Source organism: Burkholderia sp. Bp8992 (assembly GCF_003853705.1).
GTDB lineage: Bacteria > Pseudomonadota > Gammaproteobacteria > Burkholderiales > Burkholderiaceae > Burkholderia.
Genome location: NZ_QTQI01000023.1, coordinates 89,060 through 115,071, shown reverse-complemented (window position 1 = coordinate 115,071; position 26,012 = coordinate 89,060). Strand labels below are relative to the sequence as shown.

Here is a 26,012-nt window from a genome sequence, read left to right as displayed (position 1 = left end):
TCGTGCCCCATCCCGGTGCGGCGGCGCGTGTTTCGTGCCTCACCCGGCACGCGCCACGTTTCGACGACGCAAGCCGCGCCTTGTCAGTCCATGCCGAAAAGCGGGCCCTGGAGACGCAGCACCGACAACTACATTCAAAAACCGATCGTCCTGACCATGCAAGCTTCCGAATTGAGCGGCGTGCCTCGCGCCGCCGAACGCGCGCTCACGCGCAGCGACTACAAGACCCTTGGCCTTGCCGCACTCGGCGGCGCCCTCGAGTTCTACGACTTCATCATCTTCGTGTTCTTCGCGCCGGCGATAGGGCAGCTCTTCTTCCCGCACGACATTCCGGACTGGCTGCGCCAGTTGCAGACGTTCGGCATCTTCGCGGCCGGCTATCTCGCGCGCCCGCTCGGCGGCGTGATCATGGCGCACTTCGGCGACCTGTTCGGCCGCAAGCGGATGTTCACGCTGAGCGTGCTGATGATGTCGGTGCCGACGCTGCTGATGGGCCTGCTGCCGACCTACGACACGATCGGCATCCTCGCGCCGGTGTTGCTGCTGCTGTTCCGCGTGCTGCAAGGCGCGGCAGTCGGCGGCGAAGTGCCGGGCGCGTGGGTGTTCGTGTCCGAGCACGTGCCGTCGCGCCACATCGGCTATGCGTGCGGCACGCTGACGGCAGGCCTCACGGCCGGCATCCTGCTCGGCTCGCTCGTCGCCGCCGGCATCAACAGCCGCTATTCGGCCGCCGAAGTCGGCGCGTTCGCGTGGCGCATCCCGTTCCTGCTGGGCGGCGTGTTCGGGCTGTTCTCCGTGTACCTGCGCCGCTGGCTGCACGAAACGCCGGTGTTCGCCGAGATGAAGGCGAAGAAGGCGCTCGCGGCCGAGATCCCGCTGAAGGCCGTGCTGCGCGACCACGGCCGCGCGGTGATCGTATCGATGCTGCTCACGTGGATGCTGTCGGCCGCGATCGTCGTCGTGATCCTGATGACGCCCGCGCTGCTGCAGAAGCAGTTCCACTTGACGCCCGCGACGACGCTGTTCGCGAACAGCGTCGCGACGCTGTGCCTGACGGCCGGCTGCATCACTGCGGGTTCGCTCGCGGGCTGGATCGGCGCGAAGCGCGTGCTCGGCATCGGCGGCCTCGGGCTGGCCGCGTGCTACTACCTGCTGTTCGTGCAGGTCGCGGCCGACGCGTCGACGCTGCCGCTCTACTACGGGATCGCGGGCTTCATGGTCGGCACGATCGGCGCGGTGCCGTTCGTGATGGTCAAGAGCTTCCCGGCCGTCGTGCGCTTCTCGGGCATCTCGTTCTCGTACAACGTCGCGTACGCGATCTTCGGCGGCCTCACGCCGGTGATCGTGTCGCTGATGATGAAGTCGAATCCGCTCGCGCCGGTCGTGTACGTCGCGGCGATCTGCGTGCTCGGCGCCATCGCCGTGCAGTTCTCGAAGGATGCGAAGGACGTGAAGGACGCGCGCTGAGCGGAACGCCGGCGTCGGCGCTCGCTCCATGAAGAAAGGGCCGAATCCCGCGGGATTCGGCCCTTTGTCTTTGCTTCAGCGCGGCGGTACGCGTGGTGCGATCAGCGCAGCACGCCGTACGACGAACTCGGACGGCGCAGCGCGTCGATGCTCGCGCCGCCGGCGCCCGTGACGAACAGCAGCAGGAAACCGCCGGCAATCGCGACGTTCTTCCAGAAGTGGATCACCATGTCGTGCTGGACCGCGGCGTTGGTGGCATCCCAGAAATTGTGCCCGACCATCGCGGTCGCGATCGTGTAGACCGCCATCAGCAACGCGAGCGGCCGTACCTTGTAGCCGACGATCAGCAGCAGGCCGCCGAGCCCCTCGATCGCGACGACGATCGGCGCGACGACCTGTTGATAGGGCACGTTCATCCCGTGCAGGTACGCGACGAAGTCGCTGTAGCCGAGCAGCTTCATGATGCCGCCCCACAAGAACAACGCCGCCAGCGCCAGGCGTGCGAAAAAAATGACGCCGGAATCGACGGTACGCGTCATGCCTCTCTCCTCGTATGCAATTCGGCCGGCCGCGCCGGGCGCGCCCGTGCGGTTCGGCGCCGCGCGGCCCGGGAGGGCGCGCGGCAAATGGGCCAGCATAGAGGGTCTTTTCGCCGTGTCCAAGAAAAAGGTTGTAGCAAATCTTTACACTGCGGCGGCGGTGCCGGCGGCCCGGCGCGGCGAAAAACGCGTTTAGCCCGCGTCGCTCAACAGCACGCCTTTCTTGAAGATGAAGCAGCCGTAGCCGCGCGTTTCGCCGGTAACGATCACCGCGTACGTCTGCTGCGCGCGTTCGTAGAACGCGAAACGCTCGACACCGGTCAGCGGCACCGTGCGCCCTTCCGCGCGATCGATCTCGGCCTGCACTTCGCGCTGCACGGGCGGCACCGCGGTTGCGTCGCCGACGACCTCCATTCGCCACGCCGGCGTGTCGACGAACGTGTCGAGCGGCAGCACGGACAGCACCGCGCGCACGACGCGCGCCGAATCGGCGCCGTCGATCCGCAGCGCGCGGCCGACCACCGTGTGCTCCGCGACGGATTCCGCCGGGAAATTCGCGTCGCAGATCGCAATTTCGTCACCGTGGCCCATCGCACGCAGCGTGTGCAGGATGTCGGCGTGCAGCAGCGGGTCGAGATTCTTCAGCATGTCGGCTAGTCTCCGGGATCAGGAACAAACCGCATAACGTTACCCGATCCCGGCGGCTGTTGCGCATGCAATGTTCGCGTCACGACGCCGCGGCCGGCATTTCGTCGATGAAACCCGTGACCGACGCAAGGCGGCCCGATGCATCGACGGTGCCGAAGTCCGAACCCTTCACGATCGCCGCGCCGTCGGGCGATACGAGCGCCCACGAGAACCGCAGGTGCTGGCCGAACGCGTCGACGTCGGTCGTGCGACGGAAGCGGTAGGCGGGGAAGCGCGCCTGCACGGCCGCGATCATCGTGTCGATGCCTGCGTGGCCGTCGCCGGCCATCAGCGGATCGCGGTAGGCCGCGTCGCTCGCATACGTCGCATCGATCAGTTCGCGGCGGCGCGCGGCGTCGGACTCGTTCCATGCGTCGAAGTAGCGGTCGATCAGGTCGGCGTGAACGGACGAAGCGGATTGGGCGGTGTTCATGGCGAGGCTCCTTGTGTCGATGAGAGGACGGGGTCGCGAACGTTTCGGGTCCGCGTGCCGCTATCGTCGCCGGGCGCGCGCGGACGGTCGATTACGTGACAGGTAAGGAAATCTCGCGAGCCGCGTCCGCGCCCGCGCCGCCGCAACGAAAACGGGCGCCCGAAGGCGCCCGCATCGTCTCGCCGGCCATGCCCGCGCGTGTCAGGTCACCGGCGCCGGATTGAACAGCGTCAGCGCATTCGCGAGCTTCCATTGCTCGGCCCAGGTGCGGCGCTTGCCGCTCGCGACGTCGAGCATCAGCCGGAACAGCGCCCAGCCGGTGTCCTCGATCGTCGCCGCGCCGGTCGCGATCTGCCCCGCGTCGAGATCCATCAGGTCGTGCCAGCGGCGCGCCAGATCGCTGCGCGTCGCGACCTTGATCACCGGCACCTGCGCAAGGCCGTACGGCGTGCCGCGGCCGGTCGTGAAGATGTGCAGGTTCATCCCCGCCGCAAGCTGCAGCGTGCCGCAGATGAAGTCGCTCGCGGGCGTCGCCGCATACAGCAGCCCCTTCTGCCGCGCGCGGTCGCCGGGGCGCACGACGCCGGCGATCGGCGCACTGCCCGACTTCACGATCGACCCCATCGCCTTCTCGACGATGTTCGACAGGCCGCCCTTCTTGTTGCCGGGTGTCGTGTTCGCGCTGCGGTCGACGCGGCCACGCTGCAGGTAGCGGTCGTACCAGTCCATCTCGCGGATGATCTCGCGCGCGACCTGTTCGTTCGCGGCACGGGACGTGAGCTGTGCGACGCCGTCGCGCACTTCGGTCACTTCCGAGAACATGATCGTCGCGCCGGCACGCACCAGCAGGTCGGCCGCGAAACCCACGGCCGGGTTCGCGGTGAGCCCCGAAAACGCGTCGCTGCCGCCGCACTGCACGCCGACGACGAGATCCGATGCCGGGCACGTCTCGCGACGGCGGCGGTTCAGCCGCTCGAGATGCGCTTCGGCCATCTTCATGATCGAGTCGATCATCGAGTTGAAGCCGACGTGCGCGGCGTCCTGCAGGCACACGACGCCGCCGTTGCCGGCCGCGCCGTCGGCGGTCACCGGAATCGCGCCGGGCGGCAGCAGGCGCTCGGGCTGCAGCTTCTCGCAGCCGAGGCTCACGGTCATCACCTCGCCGCCGAAGTTCGGGTTCAGGCTGATGTTGCGCAGCGTACGGATCGGGATGTCGGCGTCCGGCGCGTCGATCGCAACGCCGCAGCCGTACGTGTGCTCGAGCCCGACCACGTCGTCGACGTTCGGATAGCGCGGCAGCAGTTCGTCCTTGATCCGCTTCACCGCATGCTCGACGACGCCCGACACGCACTGCACGGTCGTCGTGATCGCGAGGATGTTGCGCGTGCCGACCGAGCCGTCGGCGTTGCGGAACCCTTCGAAGGTATAGCCTTCGAGCGGCTCGAGCGGCGGCGCGGCGCGCGTCGCGAGCGGCAGGTCGTCGAGCCCCGGCGGCTCGGGCATGCGCATCGTGCGCTCGTTGACCCAGCTGCCGCGCCGCAGGTCGGTCAGCGCGTAGCCGATCACCACGTTGTAGCGGACGACCGGGTCGCCGGCCGCGAGATCGACGAGCGCGACCTTGTGCCCCTGCGGCACGCCTTCGCACAGCGTCAGCCCGTCGGGGAACGTCGCACCTTCGGGCAGGCCGCCGTCGTTGACGACGATCGCGACGTTGTCGTCCGGGTGCACGCGGATGTAGAGAGGGGAAGCGGTCATTGCAATTCCTGAGGGCTGTCGGCCATATTGTTAGTCATCATACGACATTCAACCTCAACCGGCGATGCTGCGTAAACCCTTATCCGGAAAGACCCTACCCTTGACCCACTAGCAAACCGCTTGCGCCACCTTTTCCCTCGTTGTACGATGACATACAACGACATCGCCAATTCGGCTCGTATGCCGTTCCCGACGAACCCAGCACTCGCGCTAGACGGACGACCCCAACCATGACTTCACCGCAAGAACTCAAACAGATCATCTCCCACGGCCTGCTGTCGTTTCCGCTGACGGATTTCGATGCCGACGGCAGCTTCCGCCCGTCCACCTACGCGGAGCGCCTGGAATGGCTGGCGCCGTACGGCGCGAGCGCGCTGTTCGCGGCCGGCGGCACCGGCGAATTCTTCTCGCTCACGCAGCGTGAGTATTCGGACGTGATCCGCGTCGCGACGGAAACCTGCAAGGGCAAGGTGCCGATCCTGGCCGGCGCGGGCGGCGCCACGCGCGTCGCGATCGAATATGCGCAGGAAGCCGAGCGCCTCGGTGCGAGCGGCGTGCTGCTGATGCCGCACTACCTGACCGAAGCGAGCCAGGAAGGGATCGCCGACCACGTCGAGCAGGTGTGCCGCGCGCTGAAGATCGGCGTGGTGGTGTACAACCGCGCGAATTCGAAGCTGAACGCCGACATGCTCGAGCGCCTCGCCGACCGCTGCCCGAACCTGATCGGCTTCAAGGACGGCGTCGGCGAAATCGAGAGCATGGTCACGATCCGCCGCCGCCTCGGCGACCGGTTCGCGTACCTCGGCGGCCTGCCGACGGCGGAAGTCTATGCGGCCGCGTACAAGGCGCTCGGCGTGCCGGTGTACTCGTCGGCCGTGTTCAACTTCATCCCGAAGACGGCGATGGCATTCTACGAAGCGATCGCGAAGGACGACCACGCGACGGTCGGCCGCCTGATCGACGAATTCTTCCTGCCGTACCTGAAGATCCGCAACCGCCGCGCGGGCTATGCGGTCAGCATCGTCAAGGCGGGCGCGAAGCTCGTCGGCCACGACGCGGGCCCGGTGCGTGCGCCGCTCGTCGACCTGACCGACGAAGAAGCGGCCGAGCTCGACGTGCTGATCAAGAAGATGGGCCCGCAGTAAGCGGGCATGGCCGGCGACGCGGGCCCTCATCGGCGCCGCGGCCGGCAGTCCTGCCTCGCGGCCGGCACGCGCCGGCCGCGATCATCTCTGTGTGTTGCCTTGCCATTCTGTTCGGCAATGACGCACGCATCCGCCGCGATGCATGCCGTCGCCGTCACATCTGCGCGATGATCCCGACGATCCGGTAGCGCACGTTCCCCAGCTTCACCCGCGTCGCCTCGATCTGGCCCTGCGCACCCGAGCGGGCGCGCGTATTCGATTCGCCGTCGAGGATCTGCCCGAGCACGTCGCGGTCGACGACCGCATCGAAGAACCGGCCGACCGTGATCGTCGCCGACTGCTTCGCGGTCGCGAGCTGGCTGTTCGCCTGCATCAGCGCTTCGGTGCGCAGGTTCGGGTCGCGTTCGTCGATGCTGCGCCGGTACTGAAGCGCGAACACCAGCGCTTCCATGTCCTGCCGGAAGCGGCGCACGGCCTGCCCGAACACGAGCGAATGCGCGTCGGCGCCCGTGACGAGGCGCCCCTGGTTGATCGTCACGTCGAATTCGCTGCCGCCGAGGTCGTGCTGGAATTCCTGCAGCGCGTTCGCGAGCACGCGTCCTTCGCTGTATTGGCCGACCTGGGTGCGCACGGATTTCGCGACGTCGCCGATTGCTTTCCACAATCCGGCCGCGAACAGGTGATCGCCACGCTTGTTGATGTTCATTGGAAGGTTCCCTCGTTGTCTTTTGTCGGTCTCTCAGGCTCGCCTGCGGGCCGGGCGGCCCGAGGCATCGCTACTGTAGGAGAAAATCGGGAGACAGGAAAGCCGGCCTCGCCTCGCCTCCGCAGAGCATCAACATAAGCACCGTTTGATGCCATAATTGATGCATCGAATTTCTCGGGGGCCGCACATGCGCACCACCTTGTCCCTCGACGACGCGCTGCTCGCCAAAGCGCAGCAATTGACGGGCGTCACCGAAAAATCGGCGCTCGTGAGAGAAGCGCTGCGCGCATTGATCGCCCGCGAAAGCGCGCGGCGACTTGCTCGCCTCGGCGGTACCGAGCCCGACCTTGAATCGGTTCCGCGCCGCCCGTCGGAGCCCGCATGATTCTTGTCGACACGTCAGTCTGGATCGACCACTTGCGGGCCGGCGACGCAGCGCTCACAACATTGCTGGAAGCTGAGCGAGTGTTGATCCATCCGTTCATCGTCGGTGAACTCGCGCTCGGCAGCATGCGCAATCGCCAGACCGTACTGGATGCGCTGCGCGACCTTCCCGCCGCAACCGCAGCGACCGACGACGAAGTCCAGCGCATGATCGACGTTGTACCGCTTCACGGGCTCGACATCGGTTACGTCGATGCACACCTGCTCGCCTCGGCCAGGCTGACCGACGGCACCAAGCTATGGACGCGCGACCGGCGCCTGCTGGCTGCAGCGGAGCGCTTGCAACTCGTCGCCCACTCTGCTCATTGACCCGGCACAACCAGCACAGAGGCCCGCGCTGAAGAAAACAAGGCGGCGGAGCCAGCAGGCACCGCCGCCTTGTTTCAACGTGCCGGAACGCGTCCCTCGCAGGACGCTGCCGTCAACGACTACGCACCTTATTCCGCCTTCCCGTCCCGCAGACGCGGAATCGCCAGCGGATTGCCTTCCTGCAACCCTTCCGGCAGCAGGTCGTCCGGGAAGTCCTGGTAGCACACGGGCCGCAGGAAACGCTCGATCGCCGTCGCGCCGACCGACGTGACGGCCGGGTTCGACGTCGCGGGGAACGGCCCGCCGTGCACCATCGCATCGCACACCTCGACGCCGGTCGGGTAACCGTTGACGAGCAGGCGCCCGGCCTTGCGTTCGAGGACCGGCAGCAGCCGGCGCGCGAGCGGCTTGTCGTCGGCATCCATCTGCAACGTGGCCGTCAACTGGCCTTCGAGCGCGTCGAGCACGCGCGCGACTTCGTCGAGATCGCGGCAACGCACGATCAGCGACGCCGGCCCGAACACCTCGTGACTGAACGCCGGCTCGGCCAGGAACGCCTGCGCGCCGACTTCGTACAGCGCGCCGCCGGCCTGGCAGTCGGTCTGCGCGGCCTCGCCCGCGCCGATTTCGCGCACGCCCGGCAGTTCGGCCAGCTTGCCGCGGCCGTTGCGGTACGCATCGGCAATGCCGGGCGTGAGCATCACCCCGGCCGGCTTCTTCGCGAGCGCCTGTGCGGCGACGGTTTCGAAGCGATCGAGATCGGGGCCGTCGATCGCGAGCACGAGGCCCGGGTTCGTACAGAACTGGCCGACGCCGAGCGTCAGCGAATCGACGAAGCCCGTCGCGATCGCGTCGCCGCGCGCGGCAAGCGCGGCCGGGAACAGCACGACCGGGTTGATGCTGCTCATTTCCGCATAGACGGGAATCGGCTGCGGGCGCGCGTTCGCGATCTGCACGAGCGCCATGCCGCCCTGGCGCGAACCGGTGAAGCCGACGGCCTGGACCGCCGGATGGCCGACCAGCGGCGCGCCGATCACGCGGCCGGGACCGACCAGCAGCGAGAACACGCCGGCCGGCATGCCGGTTTTCGCGACGGCGGCGCGGATCGCGCGGCCGACCAGTTCGGACGTGCCGAGGTGCGCTTCGTGCGCCTTCACGATCACCGGACAGCCGGCCGCGAGTGCCGACGCCGTATCGCCGCCGGCCACCGAGAACGCGAGCGGGAAGTTGCTCGCGCCGAACACGACGACGGGCCCGAGCGCGACTTTCTGCAAACGCAGGTCCGAACGCGGCAGCGGCGTGCGCGCGGGTTGCGCGGGATCGATCGACGCGGCGAGGAAGCGCCCGTCGCGCACGACGCGCGCGAACAGCCGGAGCTGGCCGACGGTGCGGGCGCGCTCGCCCTGCAGCCGTGCGGCGGGCAGGCCCGTTTCGGCGCGCGCACGCTCGATCAGCGCGTCGCCGAGCGCGACGATTTCATCGGCGATCGCTTCGAGAAACGCCGCGCGGGCCGCGAGCGGCTGCGTGCGGTACGCATCGAACGCGTCGCGTGCGAGTTCGCACGCGCGGTCGACGTCGGCCTGCGTCGCGATGCCGAACGCCGGCGCGTCGATCGGCGCACCCTTCGTCGGGTCGAACGCGTGCAAGGTGCCGGCCGAGCCGGCCACCGCTTCGGCGCCGATCAGCATCTCTCCTGTCAGTTGCATGGGGGTTGCTCCGTGGTTCGGGAATGGATTGCTCATTGTAGCTCAACAGATACGATGTCTGCCGACATCATCGTATCACTCTCGCCGCCTGCGAAGGCGCCGACGATACCTCCGAAAGCGTTGCCCGGCCAGAAAATCGCGACGCTCCCACACTGTGACGATGATTTACAAAGGGAAAACCCGAGGTTCCTGAATTCGAGCATCCTCATAAACTCTCGGCCATGTCATACGACGACGTACATTTAAAGTGAACAATCAGACTTCCCCTCGCGATCTTCCGCTCGATCTCGCGCGCACCGCGCGCCGGACCGCCGTGCGCTACTGGATCCTGGCGATGCTGTTCGTCGTCACGACGCTCAACTATGCGGACCGCGCGACGCTGTCGATCACCGGCACGCCGATCCGCAAGGCGTTCGGCATCGACCCGGTGACGATGGGCTACATCTTCTCGGCGTTCAGCTGGGCGTACGTGCTCGCGCAGCTGCCGAGCGGCTGGCTGCTCGACCGCTTCGGCGCGCGGCGCGTGTATGCGGCGAGCATCTTCCTGTGGTCCGCGTTCACGCTGCTGCAGAGCACGATCGGCCTCGGCGGCAGCGCCGCGTTCGCGGTCGCCGCGCTGTTCGCGATGCGCTTCGCGGTCGGCGTCGCCGAGGCGCCCGCGTTCCCCGCCAATGCGAAAGTCGTCGCAAGCTGGTTCCCGACCGCCGAGCGCGGCACCGCGTCGGCGATCTTCAACGCCGCGCAGTATTTCGCGGCCGTCGTGTTCTCGCCGCTGATGGCGTGGCTCACGCATGCGTACGGCTGGCACCAGGTGTACCTGTGGCTCGGCCTGGCCGGCATCGCGCTCGCGTTCCTGTGGCTGCGCGTCATGAAGGACCCGGCCGACCATCCGGCCGTGAACCGCGCGGAACTCGACCATATCGAACAGGGCGGCGGCCTCGTGCGGTCGACGGGCCGGCCGACCGGGTCACGCGGCGCCGACGGCACGCGCGCGGAAGGCAGCCGCGTGGCCGGCTGGTACTACGTGCGCCAGCTGCTGTCGAACCGGATGCTGATCGGCGTGTACCTCGGCCAGTACTGCGTGAACGTGCTCACGTACTTCTTCCTCACGTGGTTTCCGATCTACCTCGTGCAGGCGCGCGGGATGTCGCTGCTGAAGGCCGGTTTCATGACGTCGCTGCCCGCGATCTGCGGGTTCCTCGGCGGCGTGCTCGGCGGGATGCTGTCGGACGCGCTGATCCGTCGCGGCGTGTCGCTGACGCTCGCACGCAAGATTCCGATCGTCGGCGGGATGGCGCTGTCGATGGCGATCATCGGCTGCAACTACGTCGACAGCGAAGCGCTGGTGATCGTGCTGATGGCCGTGTCGTTCTTCGGCAAGGGAATCGGCTCGCTCGGCTGGGCCGTCGTCGCGGACACCGCGCCGAAGGAAGCGATCGGCCTGTCGGGCAGCCTGTTCAACATGTTCGGCAACACGGCCGGCATCGTCGCGCCGATCGCGATCGGCTACCTCGTCGGCGCGAGCGGCTCGTTCAACGGCGCGCTCGTGTTCGTCGGGCTGAACGCGCTCGTTACCGTGTTCAGCTATCTCGTGATCGTGAAGGACATCAAGCGCGTCGAATTGCGTCATCGCGACGCGTGAGGTTCACGCTAAAAAACGGCGGCCGCATAACAGCGGCCGCCGCTTTTGCATCAGCTCGACGCATGCGCGACGCGCAGCATGTCGTGCACGCCGGACGTCATCAGCGCGAGAAACGCGAGCAGGCCGACGTAGCAGAGCGCGTACGTCGTCTTCGTCTCGATCGACGTCGCGTAATACACGCGGTTCTCCGGCGCGTCGGGATCGTAGCGCCACGCGCGCTTCAACTGCGGCAGCGCGAGGATCGCCATCACGATCAGCAGCGGGCTCGGGCGATACACGAACAGCGCGATCAGCACGGGCACGCCCGCGAACCAGATGCGCGGCGACAGCACCGCGGTGATCCGCCCGCCGTCGAACGGCGACAGCGGAATCATGTTGAACAGATTGAGGAAGAAGCCCGTGTACGACAGCGCGAGCAGCAGGTTGCTGTCGTAGTGGCGTGCAGCCGCGTAGCAGGCCAGTGCGCCGAGCGTGCCGACGAACGGCCCGGCGAGCCCGACGTACGCTTCGGTTTCCGCGTCGTGCGGCATCTCCTTCAGCTGGATCCACGCGCCGACGAACGGGATGAAGGTCGGCAGCCCGACGTCGAGCCCGCGCCGCTGCGCGGCCAGGTAGTGGCCGGCTTCGTGCACCAGCAGCAGCGCGACGAAGCCGGCCGCGAAGCGCCAGCCGTAGAACAGCGCGTAGACCGCGATCGACGCGAGCATGGTGCCCGCCGACACGAGCACCTTGCCGAGCTTCAGGCCGCCGAAGATCAGCAGCAACAGCTTCGTCATTCCTTGCGCTCCGTGGCGGCTGCATCGGACGCCTCCGCGACGACCGGCACCGCGGCCGCCTTCGGCTTGCGCCCGAAGAAGCGTTTCAGCGCCGCGCCGCCGGCCAAGAGCGCGACCGCGCCGATCTTGAAGAACTTCACCGCGAACGCGCCGATCAGCGCGAGCAGGCCGAGCTTCTTCGCGCCGACGCCGACGATCAGCGCCGCGAGGCCGTACTCGGCGACGTGGTCGGTCGACTTGTTGAAATCGGCGTAGCGCTTGCCGTCGTTGAAGCTGATGTTCGACAGCAGGTCGTCGGCCGATGCCTTGTATTTCGGCAGGTCGGCGAGCGTCGACGCCATCGTCAGCGACAGGTAGCCGTCGCGGCCCAGCACGAGCGTCCGGTAGTTCACGCCGTCGTTCCCGGCGTTCGGCGCCGCGCCCTTGTCGCGGATGATCGCGGACCACACGAGCCGGTGCGTGGCCGCGTCGTACGCGGGCGCCTTCGCCCAGCCGACCACCTCGGTTTCCGGCAGGCCGCGCTCCTTGCGCGCCGGGTTGTCTTCCTCGGTGCCGGACTGCAGGCTCTTCAGCAGCTCGTCGGGCTTCCAGTCCTTCGCGTCGTCGTCGCGGATATAGCCGCTCGGCTCGAACGACACGACGGAAATCCAGTCGGCGTCGGGATCGTCGGGCAGCACGAGGCCGACCAGCTTCGATTCGTCGATCGAGTTGCCCATCGAGCGCAGGTAGCGGCCGGCTTCGGCGGCTGGCACGAACGACTCGCCGGCCTTCAGCTTCAGCACGGCTTCGTGTTTCACGTCGATGTCGGTCGGCCCCTTCACGACCGCTTCGTTGGCGGCCGCGGCGGCGGCCCTCATTTCCACCTGCGCAGCTTCGGTCTGCGCGTGGCCGCTGGTCGCGGCGAGTGCGAGCGTCGCCACGCAGGCGAGCCGGACGGCAAGTTTTTTCATTGTTGGATTCCCCTGGAATGCCTTGTTGTGAATGTGCGCGGCAACTGGCCCATGCGTTGTCGTCGCGGGTCCGGCACCGCCTCTCAGGTGGCACGGGGGCTATGGTAACGCAGCGGTCGCCCTGCCCCGGGGCGGCGCGCGGCGCTTACCTCGCAGGTAATGCCGAAGCGGCGCGGGATTGCCTATCATCTGCTCCATGAACCCGACCGCTACGTTCCATTCGCCCTCCCCGTCCGCCGGCCGCGCGTCCGGCATCGGCCCGCTGCTGCGCACGTGGCGGCAACGCCGGCGCCTGAGCCAGATGGCGCTCGCGCTCGATGCGGAAGTGTCCGCGCGCCACCTCAGCTTCGTCGAATCGGGCCGCGCGCAGCCGAGCCGCGAGATGGTGCTGCATCTCGCCGAACGCCTCGACGTGCCGCTGCGCGAACGCAATGCGCTGCTCGTCGCGGCCGGCTTCGCGCCGCTGTTTCGCGAACGGCCGTTTTCGGACCCGCAACTGGATGCCGCGCGCCATGCGGTCGAAGCCGTGCTGCGCGGCCACGAGCCGTACCCGGCGCTCGCGGTGGACCGCCACTGGACGCTGCTCGCCGCGAACCGGATGCTCGGCGCGCTGGTCGCGCAGGCCGATCCCGCGCTGCTGCAGCCGCCCGTCAACGTGCTGCGGCTCAGCCTGCATCCCGACGGCCTCGCGTCGCAGATCGTCAACTGGCATGAATGGTGTGCGCACATCCTGCATCGGCTGCAGCGGCAGATCGATGCGAGCGGCGACCGCACGCTGCATGCGCTGCGCGACGAACTCGCCGCCTATCCGGCGCCGGCCGGCCAGCCCGACGACGCGCCGGCGCGCGCCGACTTCGCGGATATCGCGGTGCCGCTGCGGCTACGCACGGCGACCGGCGAGCTGACGTTCTTCAGTACGACGACGGTATTCGGCACACCGGTCGACGTGACGCTGTCGGAACTCGCGATCGAGGCGTTCTTTCCGGCGAACCCGGAGACGGTGGAGGCGATGCGGGCGCTGGCGGAGGCGTTGCCTGTGGAATGAAGCCCGCAGGCGCGCCGGCGCCGCGGCCGCGATCAGCGGCGCTCCAGCGCCAGCTTCACGCCGAGCCCCAGCAGGACCACCCCGCTGACGCGATGCATGCGCGTCAGGATGCGCGGATTGCGGCGGATCGATGCCGACAGCAGGCCCGCGAACAACGCGACCGGCCCCTTGACGAGAAACGTCAGTCCGGCAAACGTCGCGCCCAGCACGAACAGCGACAGCATCGGATGCGCGGCGCCCGCCGGCACGAATTGCGGCAGGAACGCCAGATAGAAAAGCGCGACCTTCGGATTCGACACGTTCGACAGCGCGCCTTGCGCGAACGTGCGAAGCCGCGACACCTGCGCGCCGCTGCTGCTCGCGAGCGTCAGTTCGCCCGACGAGCGCAACAGCGTGATGCCGAGGTACAGCAGGTAAAGCGCGCCGATCACCTTCAGCGCCGTGAACAGCCATTCGGATGCCTGAAGAAGTGCGCCCAGGCCGAGCGTCGCGAGCAGCGTATGCACGAGCAGCCCGACACTGACGCCCGCGGCGGTCACGAGGCCCGCGCGCGTGCCGCCGGACAGCGTGCGCGACATCACGAGGACCATGTCCTGGCCCGGCGTGACGATGATCAGAAGCGACGTTGCGATGAACGGTAGCCAGGACAGATGCGACATGGGGAAGCTCCTGAAGGGGACGGCCGGCGCACGAGAATCGTCCGGCCGGTCGTCAGATTATCGGCGCCCTTCCGTGGAGATTGGATGCGTATTCGGCTACTTCAGGTACACGATTTGGAGATATTCTCTAGTATTCACGTTTCTGGTAGTCAAAAATGTCAACCAAACTGGACGCGATCGACCTGCGTATTCTGCGTGCGTTGCAACGAAATTCGAATCAGACGAATGCCGAACTCGCGCAACAGGCCGGCCTGTCGCCCACGCCGTGCCTGCGCCGCGTGCATCTGCTCGAGGAACAGGGCGTGATCGACGCCTATGTCGCGCTGTTGAATCCCGCCGCCGTCGACCTGCGCTTCACCGCGTTCGTGCGCGTCACGCTGGAGCGCCAGGACAAGACGACGGTCGAACGCTTCGCGCGCGAGATGGAACAGGCGCCCGAAGTGCTCGAGTGCCACCTGATGGCCGGCAGCTACGACTACCTGCTGCGCGTGATCGCGAAAGATCTCGACGACTACCAGCGCTTCCAGATGGAAACGCTCACGCAGATCGAAGGCGTCCGCAACGTCGAGACCGAGATTCCGCTGAAGCGCATCAAGCAGACGGTGCGCCTGCCGATCTAGGTGTCCAGAAACGTCACGGCCTCTCCTGCCGGCTGTCCACTCAGCGCCTCGTCACACACGACGACCTGCCCGCGCACGACCGTATGCACGGGCCAGCCCGTGACCGCGCATCCGTCGTAAGGCGTCCAGCCGCTCACGCTCGCGATCCATTCGTCGCGGATGACCCGCCGCGCGCGCAGGTCGACGATGCTGAAATCGGCGTCGTAGCCCAGCGCGATGCGCCCCTTCCCTTCGATGCCGAAAATGCGCGCCGGCCCGGCGCTGGTCAGGTCGACCAGCCGCTCCAGGCTCAGGCGGCCCGCATGCACGTGGTCGAGCATCAGCGGCAGCAGCGTCTGCACGCCGGTCATCCCGCTCGGCGATTGCGGATAGGGGCGGCGCTTTTCGTCACGCGTATGCGGCGCATGATCGCTGCCGATCACGTCGACCACGCCATCGCGCACGGCCTGCCACAACGCATCCCGGTGATGCCGGTCGCGCACGGGCGGATTCATCTGCGCGAACGTGCCGAGCCGCTGGTAGCAATCGGGCGCATGCAGGCTCAGGTGATGCGGCGTGACCTCGACCGTCACGCGCCGCCGATGCTGCGCAAGAAACGCCATTTCGGCCGCCGTGGACACATGCAGCACGTGCAGCCGGCGGCCCGTCTCGGCAGCCAGCCCGACGATGCGCCGCGTCGCGATCAGCGCACTTTCCTCGTCGCGCCAGCGCGGATGGTCGCGCACGTCGCCGCTCGCTTCCACGATCGCCTTGCGTGCGCGCAGCCGCGCCTCGTCCTCCGCATGCACGGCCATGCGCCGCCGCCCGTTGCGCAGGATCCGCCGCAACACGGTTTCGTCGTCGGCCAGCAGATCGCCGAACGAACTCCCCATGAACACCTTCACGCCCGCGCAGCCGGGCAGGCGCTCGAGCGCCGGCAGCCGTTCGGCATTCACGGCCGAACCGCCGATGTAGAACGCGTAGTCGCACCACGCACGGCCGTGCGCGAGATCCAGCTTCGCCTGCAGATCCTGCCCGCTCAGCGTCAACGGATGCGTATTGGGCATCTCGAAGATCGTCGTGACGCCGCCGAGCACCGCGCCGCGCGTGCCGGCCTCGATCGTTTCCTTGTGCGTCAGCCCCGGCTCGCGGAAATGCACCTGGCTGTCGACCACGCCCGGCAGCACATGCAACCCGCGTGCATCGAGCACGACGTCGGCGCTCCAGGTGCCGTGCAACGCGCCCAGCGCGACCACGCGGCCCTCCGCGCACGCGACGTCGATCCGTTCGGCGCCGTTGGGCGTCATCACCGTGCCGCCCTGCACGAGCAGGTCGACGTGGCGGCGCTTCGGCACGTCGGTGGCTTCACGTCGCAGCCGCTCGCCCATGACTCAGAACTCGTTCTGGATATGCTTGTAGCCGAGCACCAGCGCATTGTTCGTGCGCGCAACGTCCTCGGAGAAATCGCTCGCGTCGGCCGTGACCTGCGGCAACGCGGCGAGGTCGGTTTCCGGCCCGATGCGCTCGGTCGAACGCACGTAGAAGCCCGGCGGCAGGTGACAGCCGTCGACGACCGCGTTGTACCGCACCACGCAACCGTCGTCGATCGTGCAGTTGAACAGCACGCTGTTGAACCCGACGAACACGCCGTCGCCGACCTTGCACGGTCCGTGGACGATCGCGCGATGCGCGATCGACGTATGCCGGCCGATCGTCACGCTCGCGCCCGACTTCGAATGGATCACCACACCGTCCTGGATGTTCGAATGCGCGCCGATCACGATCGGTGCGATCTGGCCGTCGGCATCCGTTTCGTCGGCGCGGATCACCGCGTAAGGGCCGATGAACACGTTCTCCTCGACGATCACGAACCCGCACAGGATGGCGGTCGGGTCGACGAACGCGTTCGGATGAATCCGCGGCAAGTCACCGCGCGGGTTCTTTCTGATCATGAGGATTCCTGCTTGGCAAGGAGGTGGCCGCGCTTGAGCCGCTCGAACAGGCCCGGATCGCGCCACTGCGCGGCGATGGCCGGCGCGAACACGATCGCATCGAGGTCGATGCGGCCCATGCGCGGATTGAAGGCATCGTCGCGAAAGCACTGCGCGTAGCCGGTCTCGGTCTCGTGCACGATGACCGAATGCAGCCGCACGTCGGCTTCGCCGTTCGACATGCGGGTGCACGACAGCGCCGCGTCGACGAGACGAAAGAACACGCGCGAGAACTGTTCGGCGCTCGGCGATACGGGCAGCAGCACCCAGCGCTCGGAATGGCGGCGCATGCTCTCGACGTAGCGTGGATCGTCGTCCGACCACAGCGTCACCGCATGGTCGAACGCGTCGATCAGGTCGCGCACGTCGCCCTTGAGCAACCCGAAGTCGTAGATCATCTGCCCGCGATCCAGCGCATGCGCTTCGAGCAGCAGCTCGATGCGGTACGAATGGCCGTGGATCGAATGCGAGCAGCGCCGCGTGCTGCAACCACGCACGACGTGCGCATTCTCGAACCGGAACAGCTTGCGGATCAGCATGCGTCCGCACCTTCCGGAACCGGCGCGGCCCAGGCCACCGCATCGTGCGGGTGCAGGCTCTCCAAATGGCGCACGTGAATGCGCGGGCTCGCGTGATGACGTTCCAGCGCGGCCTGCACGCGGCGCGCCGCATCCTCGACGAACATCAGGTTTTCGCCGTTCAGCACCGCGAACGCCTGTTCGTCCGCGCGCTTGACAGCCGTCTGCACCGGCGTGCCGAGCGCGTGCTCGACGCGATCGATCAGGTCGATCAGCCCCAGCGCCGCGCCATCGGCGGGCAGCGCCACGCTGGCGACGGCTTCGCTGCGCTGGCTGTGCGGCGTGGCCGCCGTCGCATGCTGCTTCAACCACGCGGCAACCGCCGCCGCCTCCACGCGATCCGCGCGGCCGAACGCCGTCAGGAATGCCTGTTCGACCCAATGTCGCGACAACGCGGCCGAGCACGGACACGTCGACGAATAGGCAACCGTCACCTGCGCGCGCAGCTCGAACGCTTCGCCCGCCAGCCTCGCATCGACCTGAACCGGATAGGCCTTCCACCCGGCCAGCCCCTCGGTCACGAGCGCCGTGCGACGGGCCAGCAGGTCAAAACGCAGCCGCACGCGCGCGCTGCGCGTGTCGCAGTCGCGGTGGCTGTCGACCATCGCGCGCAGCACGCGCCGCAGGCCGGCCGGCGACAGCGCCTCGCCATCCGCGAGCCAGTCGAGCAGCCCGTACAGCCGCGACATGTGGATGCCTTTCACGTGCGGCGCAGGCAGATCGACCTGCACGTCGGCACGCGCGTGCACGTCGCGCCGGCAGCCGGGTTCGGCCACCGTCACGGGCAGGTCGATGCCCTGCATGCCGACCCATTCGAGCGGGCGGCGGCCCGGCGCGACATCGGTCAGGGAAACATCGGGAAGGGCTGCATTCATGCTCGGCATCCGGTGGAGCGCCTTCTCCATCCGGATCGATGCAGGAAGCGCGCGTTCAGGTCAGGACCAGTCGCTAAACGGGTTGTCCCACGTGGTCCAGTGTTCGGGGCCGGTGGCCATCTCGGCGTCGGTCAGCAGGCACGCGTCGAAGCGCGCGCGCAGCGCGGGCTCGTCCATGTCCATGCCGATCAGCACGAGTTCCTGGCGTGCGTCGCCGACGTGCTCGTCCCAGCGCGCGCGGATCTGCGCGACGGCTTCGGCGTCCTGCGGCCAGCGCTCGGGCGGCACGGCCGCCCACCAGTGGCCGGCCGGCCCGTGCCGCGCGACCGCGCCGGCCTGCGACCACGACCCGGCGACGGTCGGATGCGTGGCCAGCCAGAAGAACCCCTTCGAGCGGACGACGCCCGGCCATTCGCTTTCGACGAGCGCGAAGAAGCGCTGAGGATGGAACGGCCGCCGCGCGCGGTAGACGAAGCTGCGGATCCCGTATTCGTCGGTCTCCGGCGTATGCGTGCCGCGCATCTCCTGCAGCCAGCCCGGCGCGCGCGACGCCGCGTCGAAATCGAACAGCCCGGTGTCGAGCACGCGCTCGAGCGGCACCTTGCCGAACTCGGCGATCTCGATCCGCGCACGCGGGTTCAGCCCGCGCAGCAGCGCGACCAGCCGCTCGCGCGCGCCGGCGTCGACCAGGTCGATCTTGTTGATCACGATCACGTCGCAGAACTCGATCTGGTCGATCAGCAGATCGACGACCGTGCGTGCATCCTCGTCGCCCATCGATTCGCCGCGCGACTGCAGGCTGTCGCGCGACGCGTAGTCGCGCAGGAAATTGAATGCGTCGACCACCGTCACCATCGTGTCGAGCCGCGCGACTTCGCCGAGGCTGCGGCCGTCCTCGCCTTCGAACGTGAACGTCTCGGCCACCGGCAGCGGCTCCGAAATACCGGTCGACTCGATCACGAGCTGGTCGAAGCGCCCTTCGCGCGCGAGCCGGTCGACCTCGATCAGCAAATCCTCGCGCAGCGTGCAGCAGATGCAGCCGTTGCTCATCTCGACCAGTTTCTCGTCGGTGCGCGACAAGCCCGCGCCGCCGTCGCGCACGAGCGCCGCATCGATGTTGACCTCGGACATGTCGTTGACGATGACCGCGACGCGCCGGCCCTCGCGATTGTTGAGGATGTGGTTGAGCAGCGTCGTCTTGCCCGCGCCGAGGAAGCCGGACAGGACGGTCACGGGAAGCCGCGTGGGCGGTTGGAGTGCGGTACGCATCGGGCGATTCCGGAAGAGGACGTCGAAGTGGGAATGATATATTGTATCGCAACGATATAACATATCATTTCAGGCGTCCAGCAGGTCGTATGCAGCGAGTTGCGATTCACGATGCCTCCAGCGCTCCGGTTCGACGCGAGCCGAAGGCGGCGGCAGCACCGCGCATGTCATGCCGAATGAAAGGTGTGCTTGATAAGCTCGCCGGCGAGACCGATGGCTACCCACACCCGACCATGAAAAAGAACAACCTTGCCGTGTTGTCACTCTGCGCGATGCTGCCGGGCATCGCGCTCGCGCAATCGATCGCGGCCCCGGCACTGAAGCCGGGCGATACCTGGACCTACATCAATACCGTCGAAATCGGCCCGAACGGCTGGCGCCAGACGCGCGACCAGATTTCCGTGCAGCGCACCACGTCCGACCACATCTATGTCGAAACGCAGCAAAGCGGCACGACGCAGGCGCCGCGCGAAATGATCGTCGACTCGGACTGGAGCCGTTCGCGCAGCGTCAACGGCACCGAAACCGTCGTGAACCGCCCGCTGGCGTTTCCGCTGACGGCCGGCAAGACCTGGGAGATCAGGTACAGCGAAGCGCACCCGAATCCGCAGCATGCGTCGGAAGCGTACGACACGCATTACAAGGTCGTCGGCCCCGACACCGTCACGGTGACGGGCGGCAAGTTCGATGCGATCAAGATCGAGGCCGAAGGCACGTGGAAGGCGCAGGCCGCGCCGGGACAGTCGATCACGTCGGGCGTGTCCCGCAACGCGGGCGGTTCGACGATCGTGATGCAAAGCCGCAACAACGGGACGGCGGAACAGACCGGCAAGACCTACAAGGCGTTCTGGTACGTGCCGGCCGTGGGCCGCTGGGTCAAGTCGGTCGAGGAGTACTACGACGCGAACGGCGTACGGACGGCGCGCTATTCGGACGAACTGGCGTCGTACAAGCGCGCCGGGACGGACGGTGTCACGCCGCTGGCCAGCAGGCCCGCGGTCGCCACCGGCGCACCGGAAGGCCCGCCTCCCGGCGATCAATCACAGTGACGGCGCGCGCGCTCCCTTACGTATAGAGCGACGCCGGCGGCAGTTCACCGGTCAGCGCGAACCGGCCGACATCGCGCAGCCGATAGTCGAGCGGATCGTGCAGCGTATGCGTGCGCGCATTCCGCCAGAAGCGGTCGAGGCCGAGCGACGCAGCCGTCGCGCGCGCACCGCACGCATCGAACAGCGCCTCGCCGTTGTCGAGCGCCGCGCGCTGCGCGACGATCTTCGCTTCCGATACCGCGAGCGCGACTTCCGCGCGTTCGTCGCCCGTCAGCGCATCCTGCCGCACCCACGCGCGCTGCAATGCATCGGCCGCGCGATCGGCCAAGGCCGCCGCGGCAACCGCACGCACGCGCATGTCGCCGAAGCGCTGCAGCGTGTACGGATCGTCCTCGGCCCGCTCGACGTCCGAGTGGATCCACGGGCGGCCATGCTGCCGCACGTAATCGCGCGCCTCGGCCAGCGCGCCTTCCGCCAGCCCGACGAACAGGTTCGTCAGCACGAGCTGCGACACGAGCGTGCGCAGCGTCGCGCGCGGCGTCGGCGGCGCCTCGGAACGGTGCAGCACTTCGTCCGCCGCGAGCGTCACGCCGTCGAAGCGCACGCTGCCGCTGTCGGTCTGGCGCTGGCCGACCGGATCCCAGTCGTCGTTGACCGTGATTCCCGCGCGATCGGTCGGCACGACGCCGAACACGGTGCGGCCGATTGCCGGATCGTGCGCGGACACCGTCATCCGCTGCGACCCGCGCGTGCCCGAACAGAAGCCTTTCACGCCGTCGAGCCGATAGCCGCCGTCGGGCGTGGCCGTCGCCACGAGCCGCGTATCGAGCGGATTCACCGCATTGCCCCACCACCAGCGCTCGTCGACCGTGCCGCGCAGATAGCGTTCACGCTGCGCGGCGCTGCCCCACACGTCGACGCTCACGACCTGCAGGCACTGGAACCCGACGAGATGCGCGAGCGCGCTGTCGACGCGCGCGACCTGCCGGATCGCGTCGTAGATCGCGGGCCACGCGGCTTCCTGCCCGCCGAACGCGCGCGGCACCGCGAGCGTCAGCAGGCCCGCGTCGGCGAGCCACTGCTTCTCCTGCGCCGCGTGGCCGCCCGCGCGGTCGCGCGCGGCGGCCGTCACGCGCAGCGCGTCGATCGCGCGCGCCAGCGCCTCGCGGTCGACGGCCGGTGCATCGGTATCCGGCGCCAGCGTCGCCGGGCCGCGTGGATCGTTCATGCAATGGCTTCCTGTTCAACGGTTGCACCCGACAGCGGCACCAGCGCGCCGAGCGGACGGCCGGTCAGCCGCGACAGGATCTCGCGCCGCCAGTCGTCGTAGATCGCACGATATTCGGCGATATCCGCGCCGAACACCAGCGCGGTATGCGCGTACTCGTCGTGCAGATAGCCATCGAGCCGCGCCTGCATTTCCTCGTCGGCCGCGATCACGCGATCGATCAGCGCGTCGCGCTCGGCGGCCGGCAGCGCTTTCAGCGTGTCGAACCACCACTGGACGATCTGCACGCGATGCCACTCCTCGTCCGGCCGGATCCGGTTCTCGCCGTGCTCGCGCATCGCGCCGTCGCCGATGCGGCCGGTCTTGCGCTGGATCCACAGCTTCGCGAGGATGTGCAGCTCGTAATGCCATTCGAACGCGAGAAAGCCCGCGACGTCGCGCACCGCGATGTCGCCGATACGGGCCCAATGCGCGGCGACGAGCCGGTCGACCTCCGGCAGCGGATCGCGCCCCGTCAGTTCGGTCACGCGTTCGCGGCCGATCACCGCGTGCGCGCCGTCGTCGCCGAGCTGGCGCGACAGGATCAGCTGGAAATGCGGATCGTCGCGGAACAGCGTGTCGATCGCCTTCGCGACGACCTGCACGATGAACAGGTCGTGCGACGCCATCTTCGTGTAGTAGTCGGCGACGGCGGCCAGTTCGTCGTCATTGCGCGGCTCGCGCGGCGGCGTCGCCACCTTGTCGGGGAAGTCCGGACGATGGCGTCGCGCCACGTCGAGAAACAGCGCTTCCTCGAATTGTCCGTTCCATTCGCGCGGCGCGCCGATGGGCAAGGTCATGTTTTTGGTTCTCTCAGAATCGTGAATGAAGCGAGCGGACGCTTGTGGCGTCGCTCAGGTACGCCGGGTCACACGTCGGACCAGGCGGTCGCCCGTGATTTGCACGGCCGAGACGAGCGCGATCAGGATCACGATCACGGTCGCCATGACGGTAGTGTCGAAACGTTGATAGCCGTAGCGGATCGCGAGATCTCCGAGCCCGCCCGCACCGACGGCGCCCGCCATCGCGGTCGAGCCGATCAGCGCGACGACGGTGATCGTGAAGCCGCCGAGCATGCCGGGCAGCGCCTCCGGCAGCAGCACGTGCCACACGATGTGGCGGCGCTTCGCGCCCATCGCGAGCGCGGCCTCGATCAACCCGCGATCGACTTCCCGCAGGCTCACTTCGGCGATCCGCGCGAAGAACGGGATCGCGGCGATCGACAGCGGCACGACGGCCGCCCACACGCCGATCGTCGTGCCGATCAGCACGCGCGTGAACGGCAGCAGCGCGACGAGCAGGATGATGAACGGCGTCGAACGGAACACGTTGACGAGCGCGCCGAGCACCGCGTTCACGCCGCGCCGCGCATAGATGCCGCCCGGTGCGGTCGTCACGAGGATCACCGCGAGCGGGATGCCGAGCAGTGCGGCGATCGCGGCCGACGCGGCGACCATCGACAGCGTGTCGCGGATCGCGTCGAGCAGTTCGGGCCACCAGAGTTCAAACATAGCCGAGCACCTCCGCGTGATTCGCGTGGCGGCGCGCGCGTTCAAGCAGCGCGGCAACTGCGCCGCCACGTTGCGCCGACGGGTCGGCGTCTTCCGCACGCGGCGTCGCGGCGATCACGAGCCGCCCCTGTGCATGACCTTGAATGCGTTCGATCCCGCCGTGCAGGAACCGCACGGATCCGCCGAGCGCTGCCGCGAGCGCGCCGACATCCGGCTCGCCGCCGCTCTCGCCCGTATAGCGGACGTCGAGCACGACCTGCGCGCCGGCGGGCAGCGCGGCCTGCTCGGGCAGCGGCTGCACGCGCGCGGCCAGTTCGGCCGGCAGGTCGTGCTGCAGCGTGCTGAGCAGCGCGCGCGTCGCGCCGTGGCGCGGATCGCCGAACACACGCCACACGGGGCCCGTTTCGACGACCTCACCCTGTTCGATGACCGCGACGGTGTCGCACACCGCGCGGATCACTTCCATCTCGTGCGTGATCAGCACGATCGTCAGCCCGAGGCGGCGGTTGATGTCGGCGAGCAGCGCGAGGATCGATTGCGTCGTCTCGGGATCGAGCGCCGACGTCGCCTCGTCGCACAGCAGCACCTCGGGATCGTGCACCAGCGCGCGGGCGATGCCGACGCGCTGCTTCTGCCCGCCCGACAGGCTCGCCGGATACGCGTCGCGCTTCGCGGCGAGCCCGACGAGGTCGAGCAGCGCCTCGACCTTGCGCACGCGCTCGGCCTTCGGCACGCCGGCGATCTTCAGCGGCAGCGCGACGTTCTCGAACACCGTCTTCGCGGACAGCAGGTTGAAATGCTGGAACACCATGCCGGTGCGGCGGCGCAGCGCGACGAGGCCGTCCTCGTCGAGCGCGCCGACGTCGACGCCCTGCACGCGCACGCGGCCCGAGCTCGGCCGCTCCAGCCCGTTCACGAGCCGCAGCAGCGTCGACTTCCCCGCGCCGCTGCGGCCGATGATCCCGAACACCTCGCCGCGCCGTACGTCGAGCGTCACGTCGCGCAGCGCGGCAGCCTGGCCGCGCGGCGTCGCGAATACCTTGCCGACCTGCTCCAGCGACACGGCGGCGCCGCCGGCGGCCGACGCACCCGCTTCTTCGTGTGCCGTCGCAGCGGCGCCGGCCCGCACGGCAGACGGCTCGATGAAACCCAGCGTATCGAACAATTGCGTCATCGCTTCGCTCCGTCAGGGTCAGGCATGCGCGGGATGCGCGGGTTCGGATACGGCGGCCGGCCGGTGCTGCGCGCCGGTGTGCCACGCAGGCAGGCGCGGGCCGGCGCCGAACAGCTTCTCGCGCAGCGTCGGCGCGGGATCGTAGTCTTCCTTGTAGACGCCGCGGTTCTGCAGCTCGGGCACGACCCAGTCGACGAAATCCTCGAACGACTCGGGCATCACGGTGCGCGTCAGGTTGAAGCCGTCGATGCCGGTCTCGTCGATCCACGACTGCAGCTCGTCCGCGACCTGCGCCGGCGAGCCGACGATCGGCGCATAGCGGCCGCCGAGCGACATCTGTTCGAGCATCCGGCGCACGGTCCACGTGCCGGTCGTGCTCTTGCGCGAGATCGCGTCGACGGCCGACTGGATCGAATCGGTCTTCACGTACGAGATCGGCTCGTCGAGGCCGTACTGCGCGAAATCGATGCCGGTCGAGCTCGCGAAATGCGCGAGGCCGGCTTCGGGGCTCGCATAGCGCCGGTATTCGTCGAACTTTTCGCGTGCGAGCAGTTCGGTCTCGGCCGTCACGACGCTCACGCCGGCAAAGATCTTGATCGATGCCGGGTCGCGTCCCTGCCGCGCGGCAGCCGCGCGGATGTCGAGCGTCGCCGCACGCGCCGCGGCCTTGCTCTGCCCGTTCACGAACACGCACTCTGCATGACGGCCCGCGAACTCGACGCCGCGCGCCGACGAACCGGCCTGGTACAGCACCGGCGTGCGCTGCAGCGACGGCTCGCTCAGGTGGATCGCGTCGATCGAATAGAACGGCCCGTCGTGCTTCACGCGCCGCACCTTGCCGGGTTGCGCGAACACGCGCGCCTGCGCGTCGCGGATCACCGCGTCGTCGTCCCAGCTCTGTTCCCACAGCTTGTAGACGACGTCCATGTAGTCGTCCGCGCGCTCGTAGCGGTCGTCGTGGCCGATCTGCTGCGCGAGGCCCATGCCGCGCGCGGCGCTGTCGAGGTAGCCGGTCACGATGTTCCAGCCCACGCGCCCTTTCGTCAGATGATCGAGCGTCGACATGCGGCGCGCGAACAGGTAAGGCGGCTCGTAGGTCAGGTTCGCGGTCACGCCGAAGCCGAGATGCCGCGTGACCTGCGCCATCGCGGGCACGAGCAGCAGCGGATCGTTGACGGGCACCTGCACCGATTCGCGCAGCGCCGCGTCGGGGCCGCCGCCGAACACGTCGTACACGCCGACGATATCCGCGAGAAAGATCCCGTCGAACTTGCCGCGTTCGAGCGTCCGCGCGAGATCGGCCCAGTAGTCGAGATCGGTGTAGTGCGCGGAGCGGTCGCGCGGATGCGTCCACAGCCCGTGGTTGATGTGCCCGACGCAGTTCATGTTGAACGCGTTGAGCAGGATCTTCTTGCGGTTCGCCGTCGTCATGCCTG

Annotated in this window: 27 protein-coding genes; 8 read left to right on the top strand and 19 right to left on the bottom strand. The window is 68.2% G+C overall.

The features are described 5' to 3' along the window. The first annotated feature begins 156 nt into the window (after positions 1-156). Positions 157-1,467 carry an MFS transporter gene (locus DIE03_RS28520; RefSeq protein ID WP_124455591.1) on the top strand — a complete coding sequence of 437 codons (1,311 nt, stop codon included), beginning with the start codon at positions 157-159 and terminating at the stop codon, positions 1,465-1,467. Between the two features lie 101 nt (positions 1,468-1,568). Here DIE03_RS28520 and DIE03_RS28515 read toward each other — a convergent pair whose 3' ends face one another. The 4 genes from DIE03_RS28515 to garD all read right to left on the bottom strand — a co-directional run bounded on the left by DIE03_RS28515 (position 1,569) and on the right by garD (position 4,881). Continuing rightward, positions 1,569-2,006 carry a DoxX family protein gene (locus tag DIE03_RS28515; protein ID WP_006491342.1) on the bottom strand — a complete coding sequence of 146 codons (438 nt, stop codon included), beginning with the start codon at positions 2,004-2,006 and terminating at the stop codon, positions 1,569-1,571. Positions 2,007-2,198: 192 nt separating this feature from the next. Next, positions 2,199-2,654, bottom strand: coding sequence for an RbsD/FucU family protein (locus DIE03_RS28510; protein WP_124455590.1), 456 nt, complete (start codon positions 2,652-2,654; stop codon positions 2,199-2,201). Between the two features lie 79 nt (positions 2,655-2,733). Then, entirely contained in the window at positions 2,734-3,126 is a 393-nt protein-coding gene (locus DIE03_RS28505) for a nuclear transport factor 2 family protein (RefSeq protein ID WP_124455589.1), read from the bottom strand. A gap of 201 nt (positions 3,127-3,327) precedes the next feature. Further along, positions 3,328-4,881, bottom strand: coding sequence for a galactarate dehydratase (garD, locus tag DIE03_RS28500; RefSeq protein WP_124455588.1), 1,554 nt, complete (start codon positions 4,879-4,881; stop codon positions 3,328-3,330). A 230-nt stretch (positions 4,882-5,111) separates the two neighbouring features. On the opposite strand from garD, the gene kdgD reads away from it, so the two are divergent. Next, complete coding sequence (gene kdgD, locus DIE03_RS28495) at positions 5,112-6,026, top strand: 5-dehydro-4-deoxyglucarate dehydratase (protein WP_011546881.1); 915 nt, start codon at positions 5,112-5,114, stop codon at positions 6,024-6,026. A gap of 154 nt (positions 6,027-6,180) precedes the next feature. Here the strand turns inward: kdgD and DIE03_RS28490 are convergent, their stop codons facing one another. Further along, positions 6,181-6,732: a hypothetical protein gene (locus DIE03_RS28490; RefSeq protein ID WP_124455587.1), complete on the bottom strand. Its 552-nt coding sequence runs from the start codon at positions 6,730-6,732 to the stop codon at positions 6,181-6,183. 187 nt (positions 6,733-6,919) lie between these two features. On the opposite strand from DIE03_RS28490, the gene DIE03_RS28485 reads away from it, so the two are divergent. Beyond that, a complete protein-coding gene (locus DIE03_RS28485; protein ID WP_006752328.1) occupies positions 6,920-7,117 on the top strand; it encodes a type II toxin-antitoxin system VapB family antitoxin in 198 nt (65 codons plus the stop codon). Next, a complete protein-coding gene (locus DIE03_RS28480) occupies positions 7,114-7,485 on the top strand; it encodes a type II toxin-antitoxin system VapC family toxin (protein ID WP_124455586.1) in 372 nt (123 codons plus the stop codon). Before DIE03_RS28485 ends, DIE03_RS28480 begins: the two co-directional genes overlap by 4 nt. Positions 7,486-7,613: 128 nt before the next feature. Here DIE03_RS28480 and DIE03_RS28475 read toward each other — a convergent pair whose 3' ends face one another. Next, positions 7,614-9,191: an aldehyde dehydrogenase (NADP(+)) gene (locus tag DIE03_RS28475; protein ID WP_124455585.1), complete on the bottom strand. Its 1,578-nt coding sequence runs from the start codon at positions 9,189-9,191 to the stop codon at positions 7,614-7,616. A gap of 247 nt (positions 9,192-9,438) precedes the next feature. Between DIE03_RS28475 and DIE03_RS28470 the strand changes: the two genes are divergently transcribed. After that, entirely contained in the window at positions 9,439-10,833 is a 1,395-nt protein-coding gene (locus DIE03_RS28470) for an MFS transporter (protein WP_124455584.1), read from the top strand. Positions 10,834-10,883: 50 nt separating this feature from the next. On the opposite strand, the gene DIE03_RS28465 is transcribed toward DIE03_RS28470, so the two are convergent. Then, the gene (locus tag DIE03_RS28465) at positions 10,884-11,609 is read right to left on the bottom strand and encodes a site-2 protease family protein (RefSeq protein ID WP_124455583.1); all 726 of its coding nucleotides are present in this window, start codon (positions 11,607-11,609) and stop codon (positions 10,884-10,886) included. After that, complete coding sequence (locus tag DIE03_RS28460; RefSeq protein WP_124455582.1) at positions 11,606-12,559, bottom strand: DUF2167 domain-containing protein; 954 nt, start codon at positions 12,557-12,559, stop codon at positions 11,606-11,608. The genes DIE03_RS28465 and DIE03_RS28460 overlap by 4 nt, the downstream gene beginning before the upstream one ends. A gap of 196 nt (positions 12,560-12,755) precedes the next feature. On the opposite strand from DIE03_RS28460, the gene DIE03_RS28455 reads away from it, so the two are divergent. Beyond that, positions 12,756-13,604: a helix-turn-helix domain-containing protein gene (locus tag DIE03_RS28455; protein WP_124455581.1), complete on the top strand. Its 849-nt coding sequence runs from the start codon at positions 12,756-12,758 to the stop codon at positions 13,602-13,604. 32 nt (positions 13,605-13,636) lie between these two features. On the opposite strand, the gene DIE03_RS28450 is transcribed toward DIE03_RS28455, so the two are convergent. Beyond that, on the bottom strand, positions 13,637-14,263 hold the full coding sequence (locus tag DIE03_RS28450) for a LysE family translocator (RefSeq protein WP_124455580.1): 627 nt from the start codon (positions 14,261-14,263) through the stop codon (positions 13,637-13,639). A gap of 155 nt (positions 14,264-14,418) precedes the next feature. Here DIE03_RS28450 and DIE03_RS28445 point away from each other — a divergent pair, with 155 nt between their 5' ends. Further along, a complete protein-coding gene (locus DIE03_RS28445) occupies positions 14,419-14,883 on the top strand; it encodes an Lrp/AsnC family transcriptional regulator (protein WP_124455579.1) in 465 nt (154 codons plus the stop codon). Here the strand turns inward: DIE03_RS28445 and DIE03_RS28440 are convergent. From DIE03_RS28440 to zigA, 5 genes are read right to left on the bottom strand one after another with little or no spacing between them, the layout of a single operon-like run. After that, a complete protein-coding gene (locus DIE03_RS28440; RefSeq protein WP_124455578.1) occupies positions 14,880-16,250 on the bottom strand; it encodes a dihydroorotase in 1,371 nt (456 codons plus the stop codon). The genes DIE03_RS28445 and DIE03_RS28440 overlap by 4 nt on opposite strands. Before the next feature lie 3 nt (positions 16,251-16,253). Next, a complete protein-coding gene (locus DIE03_RS28435; RefSeq protein ID WP_124455577.1) occupies positions 16,254-16,814 on the bottom strand; it encodes a carbonate dehydratase in 561 nt (186 codons plus the stop codon). Then, positions 16,811-17,392: a 6-carboxytetrahydropterin synthase gene (locus DIE03_RS28430; protein ID WP_124455576.1), complete on the bottom strand. Its 582-nt coding sequence runs from the start codon at positions 17,390-17,392 to the stop codon at positions 16,811-16,813. The genes DIE03_RS28435 and DIE03_RS28430 overlap by 4 nt, the downstream gene beginning before the upstream one ends. After that, a complete protein-coding gene (gene folE2, locus DIE03_RS28425) occupies positions 17,386-18,306 on the bottom strand; it encodes a GTP cyclohydrolase FolE2 (RefSeq protein ID WP_185658239.1) in 921 nt (306 codons plus the stop codon). The genes DIE03_RS28430 and folE2 overlap by 7 nt, the downstream gene beginning before the upstream one ends. 60 nt (positions 18,307-18,366) lie before the next feature. Continuing rightward, positions 18,367-19,575, bottom strand: coding sequence for a zinc metallochaperone GTPase ZigA (gene zigA, locus DIE03_RS28420; protein ID WP_185658238.1), 1,209 nt, complete (start codon positions 19,573-19,575; stop codon positions 18,367-18,369). A 233-nt stretch (positions 19,576-19,808) separates the two neighbouring features. Here zigA and DIE03_RS28415 point away from each other — a divergent pair, with 233 nt between their 5' ends. Further along, complete coding sequence (locus DIE03_RS28415; RefSeq protein WP_124455573.1) at positions 19,809-20,624, top strand: hypothetical protein; 816 nt, start codon at positions 19,809-19,811, stop codon at positions 20,622-20,624. A 16-nt stretch (positions 20,625-20,640) separates the two neighbouring features. On the opposite strand, the gene DIE03_RS28410 is transcribed toward DIE03_RS28415, so the two are convergent. The 5 genes from DIE03_RS28410 to DIE03_RS28390 are packed head-to-tail and all read right to left on the bottom strand — an operon-like array spanning position 20,641 to position 26,007. Next, positions 20,641-21,852: an acyl-CoA dehydrogenase family protein gene (locus DIE03_RS28410; protein ID WP_185658237.1), complete on the bottom strand. Its 1,212-nt coding sequence runs from the start codon at positions 21,850-21,852 to the stop codon at positions 20,641-20,643. After that, positions 21,849-22,691, bottom strand: a complete 843-nt coding sequence (locus DIE03_RS28405; protein WP_124455572.1) for a hypothetical protein — start codon at positions 22,689-22,691, stop codon at positions 21,849-21,851. The genes DIE03_RS28410 and DIE03_RS28405 overlap by 4 nt, the downstream gene beginning before the upstream one ends. A gap of 54 nt (positions 22,692-22,745) precedes the next feature. Beyond that, the gene (locus DIE03_RS28400) at positions 22,746-23,402 is read right to left on the bottom strand and encodes a methionine ABC transporter permease (protein WP_034187801.1); all 657 of its coding nucleotides are present in this window, start codon (positions 23,400-23,402) and stop codon (positions 22,746-22,748) included. Beyond that, positions 23,395-24,576, bottom strand: coding sequence for a methionine ABC transporter ATP-binding protein (locus DIE03_RS28395; protein ID WP_124455571.1), 1,182 nt, complete (start codon positions 24,574-24,576; stop codon positions 23,395-23,397). The genes DIE03_RS28400 and DIE03_RS28395 overlap by 8 nt, the downstream gene beginning before the upstream one ends. Before the next feature lie 18 nt (positions 24,577-24,594). Beyond that, entirely contained in the window at positions 24,595-26,007 is a 1,413-nt protein-coding gene (locus DIE03_RS28390) for an LLM class flavin-dependent oxidoreductase (RefSeq protein WP_124455570.1), read from the bottom strand. Positions 26,008-26,012 lie beyond the last annotated feature (5 nt).